This is a genomic window from Protofrankia symbiont of Coriaria myrtifolia (assembly GCF_900634755.1).
In the GTDB taxonomy this organism is placed as follows: domain Bacteria; phylum Actinomycetota; class Actinomycetes; order Frankiales; family Frankiaceae; genus Protofrankia; species Protofrankia coriariae.
On sequence record NZ_CAAAFS010000289.1, the window covers coordinates 22,180 to 35,407 of the forward strand.

The 13,228-nt window shown below is 69.8% G+C and carries 7 protein-coding genes and 1 pseudogene; 5 read left to right on the forward strand and 3 right to left on the reverse strand.

Going from position 1 to position 13,228, the window contains the following annotated elements; all coding sequences use genetic code 11:
* Positions 1–265: 265 nt before the first annotated feature.
* Positions 266–511, reverse strand: coding sequence for a hypothetical protein (locus CM1CMNOD_RS22520; RefSeq protein WP_202797635.1), 246 nt, complete (start codon positions 509–511; stop codon positions 266–268).
* Between CM1CMNOD_RS22520 and CM1CMNOD_RS16180 the strand changes: the two genes are divergently transcribed.
* The 5 genes from CM1CMNOD_RS16180 to CM1CMNOD_RS23260 all read left to right on the forward strand — a co-directional run bounded on the left by CM1CMNOD_RS16180 (position 503) and on the right by CM1CMNOD_RS23260 (position 8,254).
* Positions 503–3,202: an ABC transporter ATP-binding protein gene (locus CM1CMNOD_RS16180; protein ID WP_202797636.1), complete on the forward strand. Its 2,700-nt coding sequence runs from the start codon at positions 503–505 to the stop codon at positions 3,200–3,202. The genes CM1CMNOD_RS22520 and CM1CMNOD_RS16180 overlap by 9 nt on opposite strands.
* Positions 3,203–3,605: 403 nt before the next feature.
* The gene (locus CM1CMNOD_RS16185; RefSeq protein WP_013874669.1) at positions 3,606–4,295 is read left to right on the forward strand and encodes a response regulator transcription factor; all 690 of its coding nucleotides are present in this window, start codon (positions 3,606–3,608) and stop codon (positions 4,293–4,295) included.
* A 57-nt stretch (positions 4,296–4,352) separates the two neighbouring features.
* Positions 4,353–5,483 carry an alpha/beta hydrolase gene (locus CM1CMNOD_RS16190; protein WP_013874670.1) on the forward strand — a complete coding sequence of 377 codons (1,131 nt, stop codon included), beginning with the start codon at positions 4,353–4,355 and terminating at the stop codon, positions 5,481–5,483.
* Between the two features lie 511 nt (positions 5,484–5,994).
* Entirely contained in the window at positions 5,995–7,788 is a 1,794-nt protein-coding gene (locus CM1CMNOD_RS16195; protein ID WP_013874671.1) for a phosphatidylglycerol lysyltransferase domain-containing protein, read from the forward strand.
* Positions 7,715–8,254, forward strand: coding sequence for an undecaprenyl-diphosphate phosphatase (locus CM1CMNOD_RS23260; protein ID WP_050803574.1), 540 nt, complete (start codon positions 7,715–7,717; stop codon positions 8,252–8,254). Before CM1CMNOD_RS16195 ends, CM1CMNOD_RS23260 begins: the two co-directional genes overlap by 74 nt.
* A gap of 285 nt (positions 8,255–8,539) precedes the next feature.
* On the opposite strand, the pseudogene CM1CMNOD_RS24135 reads toward CM1CMNOD_RS23260, so the two are convergent.
* Positions 8,540–10,788, reverse strand: a pseudogene (locus CM1CMNOD_RS24135) (family 2 encapsulin nanocompartment cargo protein terpene cyclase).
* 116 nt (positions 10,789–10,904) lie between these two features.
* Positions 10,905–12,308, reverse strand: coding sequence for a family 2B encapsulin nanocompartment shell protein (locus CM1CMNOD_RS16210; protein ID WP_013874672.1), 1,404 nt, complete (start codon positions 12,306–12,308; stop codon positions 10,905–10,907).
* Between the last annotated feature and the right edge of the window lie 920 nt (positions 12,309–13,228).

Sequence of the window (13,228 nt, forward strand, 5' to 3'; positions counted from 1 at the left end):
CGAGCGGACACTGACCGACAGCGTGCGGGTCAATGGTCCCGACCACACTTTCACGGTCATGGTCAGAGACAATCTTGCCGCCACGAAGCATCGCGGCCCGTCGGCCGGTAACCCGACACGGCCGACGGACAACCCGGATCGACCGTAATCCGCTCGGGGGCGGACGGCATCCGCCGCCGTCGGGAGCACGGATAGGATGCACGGCCTGGCGGGGCACCGCTGCCGAACCAGTCATGATCGGTGCCGGTCCGGGCCGGGTGGCCGGTCATGGCAGGCAGCTATCCACCCGGCCGTGGCGGGATGACGATCCGGGCCAGCGGCGCCGGCTACCCCGATCGAGGCGCAACTGGCCCGGCAGGCCCGCGCTGGCGCGGCGCGCATCCTCGAACTGCTGTCCGCCGAGTCCCGCGTCCGGCAGCGGCCGGACGCGGTCGCCCTCACGGACCCGGACGGGCTGCTGGAACTCGACCACGTCGACTTCGCCTACCCCGGTGGCGAGCCGGTGCTGCACGACATCACCCTGCGTATTGAACCGGGCGAACGGATCGCGATCGTCGGCGCGTCCGGCTCGGGCAAGTCGACGCTCGCGCTGCTGCTGGCACGGTTCCACGACCCGACATCCGGCACGGTCCGCGTGGACGGGCGGGATGCCCGCGACTACACGTTGACGTCGCTGCGCTCGACGGTCGGCCTCGTGTTCGAGGAGGGGTTCCTCTTCTCCACGACGATCCGCGACAACATCGCGTTCGGCCGCCCGACCGCGTCCGATGACGAGGTCGAACACGCGGCCGTCGCGGCGCACGCGCACGGCTTCGTCGCCGGCCTGCCGGACGGGTACCAGACCGTGGTCGGGGAACGGGGCTTCACCCTCTCCGGCGGGCAGCGCCAGCGCATCGCTCTCGCGCGGGCCGCCCTGGCCAACCCGCGCGTGCTCGTTCTGGACGACGCCACGTCGGCGATCGACGCCCGCACCGAGCACGCGATCCACCACTCGTTCGAGGAGGTGCTCGCGCAGCGGACCACCGTACTGATCGCCAAGCGTCACTCCACGCTGCAGCTGGCCGACCGGGTCATCGTGCTGGACCGCGGGCGCATCGTCGACCAGGGCACGGCCGAGGAACTGCTCGACCGCTCGGAGCTGTTCCGCGAACTGCTCACCGGCCTGGACACCGGGCTCGCCGAGCACGGCACGCCGCCGGCCGAGCCGGTCACCGCGATCGACCCGGTGGCCTGGCCGACGGACGTCTCCCGCCTCGGCGCGCCGAAGGTGAGCACCTATGCCAGCGACTCCGCCCTGCGCTCGACGGCGGGCGGGCCCGGAGGCGGCCGCGGCGGCGACTCCTCGCAGCTGGCCAGGCTGGCGGCCGCGTCACCCGAACTGCTCGCCGAGGTGGACCGGCTCCCGCCGCTGGCCGGCGACCCGCGGGTCGACCTCGACGCGGCGATGGCGCCGCACGACGACTTCAGCATGGGCGACGTCTTCCGGCCGTTCGCCCGGCCGCTGGCGCTGGCCGCGGTGCTGGTCGTCATCGACGGGCTCAGCGGCCTGGCGGCCCCGGCGCTGATCCGCTTCGGTGTCGACCACGGTGTGCTGCGGCACTCCCAGCGGGTGCTCGCCGTCGCGTGCGCCATGCTCCTCGTCCTCCAGATCATCATCTGGGCCAACCAGCGGCTGATGACCTTCTACACCCAGTGCACCGCGGAGCGGATGCTGTTCGGCCTGCGGGTGCGTACCTTCGCGCACCTCCAGCGGCTGTCGCTGAACTACTACGAGCGACACCAGACTGGAAAGGTCATGACGCGGATGGCCTCGGACGTCGAGGTGTTCGCGCAGCTGTTGCAGCAGGGCCTGGTCACCGCGATGTCCAGCCTGATGACCTGCGGCGGCATCGCCGTGGTGCTCGCGGTGTTCAGTCCCTCCCTCGCATTGATGATCTCGGCCGTGCTCGTGCCGCTGGTGCTGTCGACGATGTGGTTCCGGTGGGCGTCCACACAGACGTATCTCGCGGCCCGGGAACGCATCTCCGTGCTCTACGCGGACATGCAGGAGAGCCTGTCCGGCGTCGTGGTCAGCCAGGCGTACAACCAGCAGCCGGCCAACGAGGCCCGCTTCGCGTCGCTGGCCGACGCGTACTGCCACGCCCGGTCACGCTCGTACGAGCTGATGGCCCGGTTCTTCCCGTTCCTGCAGTTGCTGAGCACGGCGGCGAAGGCGATCGCGCTGGCCGTCGGCGCGCATCGCATCGCGAACGGCTCGCTCAGCGCGGGACTGCTCATCGCGTTCCTGCTCTACCTCGACCAGTTCTTCACGCCGATCCAGCAGCTGTCGACGGTCTTCGACCAGTGGCTGCAGGCCGTCGTCGCCGTGACCCAGCTGCGCGAGCTCCTGCAGACCCCGAGCGGAACCCCCGACGCCCCTGATCCGGTGCGTCCCGGGCGGTTGCGCTGCGAGATCACGCTCGATCACGTCCGGTTCGCCTACGAGAGCACCGGGCTCGTCGCGATGGACGACGTGAGCCTGTCCATCCCGCCCGGCCAGGTCGTCGCGCTGGTCGGTACCACCGGAGCCGGCAAGTCCACGCTGGTCAAGCTGGTGGCGCGGTTCTACGACGCGACCTCGGGGACGGTGCGGGTCGACGGCGTCGACGTGCGCGATCTCGATCTGGCCGCCTACCGGCACCAGCTGGGGTTCGTGCCGCAGGAGCCGTTCCTGTTCTCCGGGACCATCCGGTCGAACATCGCCTACGGCCGCCCGTCCGCGTCCGACCTGGAGGTCGAGCGCGCCGCACGGGCGGTGGGCGCGCACGAGTTCATCGCAGGCCTCCCGCACGGCTACCTGACCCCGGTCAGCGAGCAGGGGCACTCCCTGTCGGCAGGCCAGCGCCAGCTGCTCAGCCTGGCCCGCGCGCTGCTCGTCGACCCAGCGATCCTGCTGCTGGACGAGGCGACCGCCAACCTCGATCTCGCCACCGAGGCGCAGGTGCAGCGGGCGATGGGGCTCGTGGCCAGCGGCCGGACGACCCTGCTCATCGCGCATCGGCTGCAGACCGCACGGGCGTCACACCGGATCCTCGTCGTCGACGGCGGGCTCATCGTCGAAGACGGCTCACACGAGGAACTGATCGACCTCGACGGTCGCTACGCCGCGCTGTGGGCGGCCATGACCCAGCGGCCAACGTCGGCCGTTCGCGACCGTCCGTAGCGAGTCCGGCGAAACCTTTCCGCGGCCGCCGGGCCCGCGATCACCCAGGCGATCATCGTGATCACCCTGGTGTTCTTCCTGACCTGGTTCGTCGGCGGCTGGCTGGGCCTGGAGGGCAAGCTCCGCGCGCTGCTGTCCACAGCCGTTCGGGGCACTCGGATCGGCGGCGTGCTCTGGCAGGGGCTCGGCGGTGGCCGGTGGCCGGTGGCCGAGGACTGCCGGCACCTCCCCCGTCGTCTCGAGCGCGACCTGCTCGGCATGGACGAACAGATCACCCGCGTGCCGACGAAGATGATGGCCGCCGACCGACCGGGACGATCTGGGGCAGGTCCACAGCCGGGGCACGCCCGACCAGGCCAGGCTCACATCGAATTCACATGCCGACAGTCATATCGTGCTGCCCATGCGGGTGCTGGTGGTCGAGGACGAAACACGCACCGCCACATTGCTGCGCCGCGGCCTGACCGAGGAAGGGTTCGCCGTCGACATCGTCGCGGACGGCCTCGAGGCGGTATGGCAGGCCAGCGAAATCGCCTACGACGTCATCGTTCTCGACCTCATGCTGCCGGGCCTCGACGGATTCGAGGTCTGCCGGCGCCTGCGCGCCGCCGGGCGCTGGGCACCGGTACTGATGCTCTCGGCCCGCAGCGAGGTCACCGACCGCGTGCGCGGACTCGACGTCGGCGCCGACGACTACCTCGCCAAACCATTCAGCTTCGACGAACTGTTCGCCCGGATCCGGGCGCTTATCCGCCGCGGAACCCATGAACGCCCCGTCGTCCTCGACGTCGACGGGCTGCGACTTGACCCGGCCGGCCGCACCGCGAGCCGTGACGGCACCGCCCTCGACCTTTCACCCAAAGAATTCGCCCTCCTCGAATACCTGATGCGCCACCCCGGCGAGGTCCTCAGCCGAACAGCCATCCTCGAACACGTCTGGGACTTCGCCTACGACGGAACCTCGAACGTGGTCGACCAGTACATCGCCTACCTTCGCCGCAAAATCGACAGGCCCTTCGGAATCTCACAACTGGAAACAGTCCGCGGAGCCGGTTATCGGCTATGCGCCACCACGAGCACACGGACGGCCTGACCAGCCGATGCCGCTGCGCATCCGCCTCGCGGCCGTCTTCGCGCTCGGGACGATCGTGTGACGGGGGCGGGATTGGGATCCCTGGCCATCATCGGGAAATGGTTCCTGCTGTCCCTGGCAGGACTGACGGCGATCTGCGGGGCCGGTTGCGCGCTGCTCGCGCGTCGAGAACGGGCCGTGTCGGTCGGCCTGGGAAGTCTGGCGTTGCTACTCACGCTGGCGACGGTGGCGGACCTGGTCAACGCCCACTACGGCTACCTGCCGCGGTTCGACGACGTCATCGGGGTGAAATCCTGGCCGACAGCGTCGGCGCGCGAAATAGTCGGCCAGGCGCCGCGGCCGCATCCCGACGGTTCGGTCGTCGGCCTGCCGGTCACCGGGGTCCACAGTGGGTTCGGAACTCAGGAGGCCCTGGTGTATTTTCCGCCGCAGTACTTCACCGAGCCGCATACCCGGTTCCCGGTCGTCTATCTGTTACACGGGTCGCCAGGCGTTCCGGTCGACTGGTACCGGGGAGGCCAGGCCGCGCAGGTTGGTGCGATGCTCGCGCACGACGGTCAGCCCGCAATCCTCGTCGCCCCGCGGTTGAGCCACGGCTGGCTCGACGACAGCGAATGCGTCGACCGCCCTGGGGAACACGTCGAAACCTACCTGGTCGACGACGTGATCCCGACGGTCGACGCGCGGCTGCGGACCATCCCGGATCGGGCCGACCGGATCCTGGCCGGGATGTCCGCGGGCGGGTATTGCGCGCTGAACCTCGGCCTGCGGCATCGCGACCTCATCGCGACGATCGTCGACATGTCCGGGATGACCAGACCGACCCATGACGGAGGAATGGCCGGGCTGTTCGGAAACCGGCCGGATCTCGCCTTCGTCGCCGCGGCCAACGCACCGGCGCTCTACGCACTCGCGCTCCCGCCGGACCCGCCGATGCGGGTGTGGCTGGACTGTGGGCGCGGCGACCGCGAGTCCCTGGACGACACCAGAAACATGGCACTCACCCTGTCGCGGCGCCCCGGATTCACCACCGTTCTGAGGCTCAGGCCCGGCGGCCACGACTTCAACGTGTGGCGACCGGCGCTCCGCGACGGCCTTCAGTGGGCGGTGCCGACCGCATCCCCGGCATCGGCTGACCGTCATACACGTGTGCTCCAGCGCCATCACGCCAGGGTGGCGGCCGCCTGAGGGGCAGCGGGGCGGAAAGGTGGAGAGGTGAAGAGGCAGAGGGCTGTTGCGTCGTACAGGGAGCAGGCACACCCCGCCCATTTTGTCGGCAGGACAGGCCGGCCTGTGCGAATTCGCTGTCCCGATACGACAGTGTTGACGGATTCCGGGGCTCACCCGAAAAGGGGTAACAAGGATCGTGAGCATCTTCAGCGGCACCAACACTTCGCCAGACCCGCCGAAGCGACGGGAGTCTCCTGCCGAGACAGCTGATCGGATCTCCGGCAATCGCCGCGGATGGCCACGTCCGCGGTCGCGCTCCGACCTTACTGGTAAGCCGTTACGGATCCGCCCACGTCCAAGCCGCCCGGCGCGGCAGAAGCCAGGCAACCCGCCGCGATCGAGAGACCCGGCAGCGCCTCTGAAGACAGCGAACGCGGATACGAGGACGGGTCCCTCGAACGCCCCGCGACGCGCCGCATCCGGCTCCGGGCCGCGTCGGTTCGGGCTGTGGGCCTGGAGGCGGCCGTGGGTGCCGCGGATCGCCGCGCTGCTGACGCTCGCCATCGGCCTGATGGACATCGGGTCCTCGCTGACTCCGGAGTGGCATTCGCGGCTGGAGGACCTACAGGCGCTGCTGCCCATGGCGGTCTCCCGGCAGGCCTCCGCGTTCACCGTCGTGGTGGGGATGCTGCTGGTGCTGCTCGCGGCCGGACTGCGGCGACGCAAGAGGCGGGCGTGGCGGGCCACGGTGGTTCTCCTTGGGACAAGCGTGGTCCTGCACATAGTCAAAGGACTGGACTACGAGGAGGCAGCCGGGTCGGCCGCGCTGTTCGTCGCCCTGCTCCTGGCTCACCAGGAGTTCCGAGCAAAAGGCGACCCGACGACACGCTGGCGGGCACTCGGGATCGGCCTGTTGCTCACGGTGGTGTCGATTGGGGTCGGCTTCCTGCTGCTGCACCTGCGCGAGAATCGGATTGCCGGCCCGCAACCGCTGTCCGCCCAGCTGGAACAGGTCGTCCTGGGGTTGGCCGGTATCCCGGGGCCGCTGGAGTTCACCTCCCACCATTTCGCCGACCTGGCCTTTCGGACGCTGCTGACGATGGGTGTGCTGACCATTGGGACCACCGCCTATCTCGCGCTGCGACCCCCCGAGCCGCGGCCGAGGCTGACCGACGAGGACGAGGCCCGGGTGCGTGCCCTGCTGGCCCGACACGGTGATGCCGACTCACTGGGGTACTTCGTGCTGCGATCGGACAAGTCGGTTGTCTGGTCACCGACGGGGAAGGCCTGTGTGGCCTACCGTGTCGTCTCCGGTGTGATGCTTGCCAGCGGCGATCCGCTCGGTGACCGGGAAGCGTGGCCCGGCGCCATCAGGGAGTTCCTCCGCGAGGCGGCCGACCACGCCTGGACGCCAGCGGTCATCGGCTGCTCGGAGGCAGGGGGCATCGCCTGGACCCGCGCGGGCCTGTCGGTGCTGGAGTTCGGGGACGAAGCCGTGCTGGAGACGACCGGCTTTACCCTGGAAGGCCGGACCATGCGCAACGTCCGCCAGGCTGTCGCCCGGGTGGAGCGCGCCGGCTACACAGCGATCGTCCAGCGGATCAGCGATCTTGAGCCGCGGGACGTCGCGCGGCTCAGGGCCCAGGTCGCGGTCTGGCGAGGTACCGAGACCGAGCGGGGGTTCTCGATGGCTCTCGGCCGGATCGGCGATGCGGCAGACGGCGACTGCGTCGTGGTGATGGCCTTCTCCGCGGAGCCGCACGGCGCGGAGCCCCGGCTGCGCGCCGTGCTGCACTTCGTGCCCTGGGGGCGCACAGGCCTGTCGCTGGACGCGATGATGCGCGACCGGACGGCCGACAACGGGCTCAACGAGTTCCTGATCGTCAGCGCTGTCCGCCGGGCCCGGGATCTCGGTGTCAAGCGGCTGTCACTGAACTTCGCGGTCTTCCGGTCCGCGCTCGAACGTGGCGAACGGCTCGGCGCGGGGCCGGTGCTGCGCTCGTGGCGCGGTCTGCTGATGTTCCTGTCCCGCTGGTTCCAGATCGACAGCCTGTACCGGTTCAACGCCAAGTTCCAGCCGACCTGGCTGTCCCGGTACGTCTGCTATCCCGCGTCCGCGGACCTGCCCCGGATCGCGCTGGCCATGCTCGAGGCCGAGGCCTTCCTTGTATGGCCACGCTGGGTATGGCCACGCTGGCGCGGGCACCTGCCCCGCCCCAGCACCCGTCTACGCGGCGGCGCCCGCTCCGGTGACGACGGCGCCGATCACCGGCAGGTTCACCGCCGGGAGACCGGCTCCGACGCCCGCCACGGGCGCTCCTGAAGGCACCGCCCCGGGATCGGCTGGCCCGGCTCCGCTGTCCGTCGGTGCCGCCGCGGACCTGGCTGCCGACCAGAGACTGGCCGCACTCCCCGCGAGGGGCGCTCTTGTCATCGGCTTCGCCCAGGTCGCCGCACTCGCACCGGGGATCAGCCGATCGGGCGTGAGCATGGTGGCCGGTCTGGTCCGCGGCCTGTCCTACGAGGACGCGGCCCGGTTCGCGTTCCTGCTGGCCACCCCGGTGATCTTGGCCGCGGGCCTGCTCAAGCTGCCGGATCTGTTCGGCCCGCTTGGCAACGGGGTACGGGGGCAGAGCCTGTTCGGGGCGGCGGTCGCGGGCGTCGCGGCCTATCTGTCGGTGCGGTTCCTCAGCCGTTGGTTCGAAACCCGGACGCTCACCCCGTTCGCGTTCTACTGTCTCGCCGTCGGATTCGTGTCCGTACTGAGGTTCGGTCCCTTCTCGTTCTGATTTCGCAGGCCCCGAGACGCTCTGCCCGTGAGACGATCAGCCGCGGGCAGGATTCGGCCGGAAACAACGGAAGGAAGTCCCGCGCTGTCCGCTCCAGTCGTACGCAATATGCGTTGATCCAGTGGTTTTGTTCCGGCTGTGGGCGAACCCGGGCGAAATCTTCGGGGGTTCGGGGATCCGACCGGACGGCGCGGATACCCCGTCCGGTCGCCTCCAGCCATGCGGGCGGTGTGCCCGGATCACCGCTCTCACCTGGGCCTCCGCCGGCCCGGGGGGTGGGATGCTCTATCGGGCGACCAGCCGGCGGACGTCCGCTGTCGAGGTACCCAGCCCGCTCGGAGCACCGAAGGGCCGCCGGTCCACGGCCGGGTGGTAGCGCAGCTCGGTCTCCTCGTAGCGGTGGGTTCCTTCGTGCCAGCGCAGGATGCCGGCCAGCCAGTTCTGCAGTTCCCGGACGTAGCCGAGCAGCGCGCCGCGGACGTCGCCGTCGAGCTGAAGCTGGTCGAACAGCACCGGCAGTTCCTCGGCCACGATGTGCTCGAACTGGCGCATCCGGGCGGTCATGAGATCGTTCACCACCTCGACCGCACGGTCGCGGCCGCAGCCGAGGAAGTTCTCGACCACCAGCACGCAGTTGTGGATCTCGCCCTCGAACTGGATCTCCTTCTGGTAGGAGAAGACGTCGTTGAGCAGGCAGGCATAGTCGGCCGCGGCGTTCTCCAACGACCGTATCGGCCGGGTGCGGAAGATCTCGGCCGGCACGGTGTGCGCGCGGGCGAGCCGGCACAGGCTCATCGTCAGGTCGGAGCCGAACGTCGCGCGGCGCATCTCCAGGTAGTCGACGGGATCGGGGATGCGGTTGACCGCCTGGTTCGCCAGCTCCCACAGCCAACTGTCGATCATCACTTCGACGGCGTGGCGGAAGGCGGCCCGCGCGGCGGGCTCCATCGGCCCGGCGGTGCGTTCCCACAGGTCGGCGAGGCCGCGCTCAAGGGCGTTCGCCGGTACCTCGATGGCCGGGCCGTCGAGGGGCATGAAGGCGCGCAGCCGTTCGTTGCTCAGCCGCGCCCCGGCCAGGTTCCCACTCCGGCCGAAGACCACCGGATAGTAGTCGTCGCCATAGGTGCCCCAGGTCAGCCAGCTGGTGGTGAGGTCGAGTTCCGCCGCGGAGGCGTCCGGGTGGATGCCGGCCGAGCACAGGGCGAAGTCGAACGCGACCAGCTTGTGCTCGTCCCAGATGCCCGGGACCGGGTCCAGCATGCCCATTGCACCCGCCCAGCGGACGATCGAGCGTCGCGAGGCGTCCAGGTGCGGGCTGCGCCCGGTGGTGTACGGCAGGTAAAACTCGGGCAGCCGGGTCGGCCCGACCACCCGGAACGGCACGTTGGCATAGGACCGAAGCCGCCGCGGCGCGGTGGCGAGCAGGGACGGCACGACCCGCACCACCGAGGTGCCGAGGCTCGGCGCGCCGGGCAGACCGGGCAACCCGCCCACCCCGACAGGCAGCCCGAGACCGGCCGGGACGGCGTCGGGGTCGCCTCGCGGTTCATGTACCGGCTGGAGCGCAGATGCCACTCGTGGCCGCCGGACTGCCAGTCCTGCAGGCCCTTGGCATACGCCAACGTCGCGAGCCGTCCCGCCGGGTCGATGCCGTACTCGTCCAGGACGGCCGGCAGCTCCACGACCGCCGTGTGCTCGAACTGGTGCAGTCGGGAGGTGAGCAGGTCGTTGACGGCGTCGGCGGCCTGCTGCGTGCCGATGTCGAGGAAGCGTTCGACGACCAGCACCCCGTTGCTGAGCTCGCCCTCCTCGGTGACCTCCCGCTCGTAGGAGAACAGGTCGTTGCGCAGGTGGACCGCGTCGGCGAAGGTGTCGCGCAGCACCCGCAGCGGGCGGGTGGCTGCGACGGCGGCCGGGACCTCGGCGTCCGCGGCGTGCTCGACGAGGTTCGCCGACCAGGGCGCACCGCCGACCTTGCGGCGCATCTCGACGTACTCGATCGGGTTGGCCAGCCGACCGGCGTTGATGTTGGCGAGTTCCCAGAGCGACTCGTCGAGCAGGTTGCGGGTGCTCACCGCGAACCGTGCCCGCCAGTCGGCGGACCTGGCGGGCACGGTTCGCGTCCACAGGTCCGCGAGCCCACGCTCGACCGGGTTCGTCGGTTCTTCGGTGATCTCGCCGTCGACCGGCATGAAGGCGGGCAGCCGGTCGAGATAGGCCCGCGCGCCCGCCATGTCGTGCGTCCGCTTGTAGAGCTCCAGGAAGTGGTCGTCGAAGTAGAAGACCCACACATACCAGTCGGTGACGAGGTTCAGCCGCTCGGCGGTGGCGTCGGGATGCGTGTAGGCGCACAGCAGGGCGTAGTCGTGGGCGTCGAGGTCCCGCTCGGTCCAGATCGTGGTCCCGCCCTCGGGCGGGTCGATCATCTCCATGGTCCGGGCCCACGCCCTGCTGTGCTCCCGGGCGATGTCCAGATGGGGGCTCAGGCGCGCCGGATAGGGCACGTAGAATTCGGGGAGGGTGAAAGGCTGCATGATTCTCCGGGAAACCCTTCTCTGCCGCTGGTGCGGGCGGTCGCGCCCGGAGGGCGTCACCGATATCGGCGCGCCGCCGCGGCGCACTGACCGCGGCGACGCGCCGGTGGGTGGGCTCAGCGCCCGATCTCGACGCTCTCCAGGATTCCGAGCGCGTCCGGAACGAGGACGGCGGCGGAGAAGTAGGTCGTCACCAGGTACGAGATAATTGCCTTCTCGTTGATGCCCATGAACCGGACGGACAGCCCCGGCTCGTATTCGTCGGCGAGGCCGGTGTGGTGCAGGCCGATCACACCCTGGTTCTCCTCCCCGGTCCGCAACGCGATGACGGAGGTCGTTCCCGTGGCGCTGATCGGAATCTTGTTCAGCGGCAGGAGGGGGACGCCGCGCCAGGCCGGCACGTGCTGGTCGTGGAACAGGACGGTCGCCGGGTAGATGCCCCGCGCGGTGCATTCCCGGCCGAAGGCCGCGATCGTCCGGGGGTGGGCGAGCAGGAAATGTGTGCTGCGCCGCCGGCTGAGCAGCTCGTCGAAGTCGTCCGGGGTCGGCGGGCCGGACCGGGTGTGAATGCGCTGGCGCAGGTCGGCGTTGTGCAGCAGGCCGAAGTCGGAATTGTTGACCAGTTCGTACTCCTGGCGTTCGCGCAGCGCCTCGACGGTGAGCCGCAGCTGCTGCTCCAGTTGGTTGATCGGCTCGTTGTACAGGTCGGCCACCCGGCTGTGGATGCGCAGCACCGTCTGGGCGACGCTGAGCTCGTACTCACGCGGGGCCAGTTCGTAGTCGACGAACGTGCCCGGCCGGTCCGGCTCGCCGCTGTGCCCGGCCGCGATCGCGATCTCCGCCTCGCCCTGCCGGTTGCGCGGCGGCTGCGGGCGGGAGCGGTAGTCCGCCAGGTGCCCGCGCAGCGCGGTGTCCCGCTCGACGACCTCGGCGAGCTGCTCGCGGGTGAGCACGAGCACGGTGGCGGCGGTCAGGGCGCGGGCGGTGTACTCCCAGGTCAGGTCCGACTCGACGAGGACATCGTCCCCGAAGTACTCGCCGTCGGCGAGCACCCCGAGGGAGCGCTCGTCACCATACTCGCCCGGGCCGAATTTCCCGATCTTGCCGTGGGCGACGAGGAACACCGCGTCGGCCGGCGCGCCGGTCTCCACCAGGACGTCGCCCGGCGCGTACTCCCGCTGGGCGAAGCGGTCGGCGAGACCGGCGAGCGCGTCGCCGTCGAAGCCCCGTAGGGCGGGCAGTTCGGCGAGCTCGCCGGGCACCACCCGCACCTCGGATCCGGTGGAGGTGAACGTGACGAGCCCGTCACCGAGTATGTAGGTCAACCGCCGGTTGACCCGGTAGACACCGCCGGCCGTCTGGACCCAGGGCAGCACGCGCAGCAGCCACCGGGAGGTGATCTCCTGCATCTGCGGGACGGACTTGGTGGTCGTCGCGAGGTTGCGCGCGGCCGCCGTGCTCAGGCTCAGCCGGGGGTCCTCACCGGTCACGCCGGGGTCGGTCGATACGGGCTCGGTCATGCGGGCTCCACCTCTCTGTGGTTCTTCCAGGGACTCTCTTGTGGTTCTTCCAGGGATCGGGGCAACCGGGCGCGGCGGTACGCCGCGCCCTTACCGATGCGCTGTCCGGTTGGTGTCCCCGCGGGGGCGCGGGACGGCCGGCCGGATTCGTCAGGGCTGTTCCGGTATTTTCCCGAGAATTTCTGGCCCTCGGCGGCGCCGGCGCTGCTCCGACAGCGCCGCGTCATCTTTTCCGGAGGACTCCCGCGGAACGCGGGAAAGACAGTGGCGGGGATTCTCGTGGCATCCCTACGGCCGCGGTATCGGCATTGGAGACGCGGCCGGGCCAGCGGCCCGATCAGATCTCCAGGAACGCATATGGATGATCTCTGCCCTTCATCTGTTCGGATGATCGCGCGGTCGGCAGTTTCATACCCGTGAACCCCCCGGCATGTCGCGCGGTTCGGCGACATGCGCTTTGTTTGCTGTCGGTAAGCGCGTGGCCGCACATCGGCAGCTTCCTCTATCGGGGCCACGGGCGGCAAGCACTTTGCGGAACTACTCGAGGACTGGCCCGGAAGGTGGCCCGCCTAGTCCACTGACCGATCTTGTCGGTTACGGACAGCAAAGGGCGATGAGGCCGCGACAGGAAACGTCTCCGAGCAACGTGCCACGGCCAGCTCGGCTGACCATCGGAACTCGATCATTCAACCGATTCCCCCCGCCATATCGGCGGCGACCGGCATGCGGCCCCGTGGCGTGGCCGTTCCCGGCCGGCCGGCGGGTGGGGACGTTCACCGGGCATGCCTGCAACGGCAACCCGAAAGTCATAGCGATACAACTCACCAAGGCTTCGGAGGATGCCGGCCACCCAGCGCTCGACACGCCCCCAAGCGATCAAAAGTTGACTGTGAGTTACAGAAGTGCCAGCGCTACTAGTG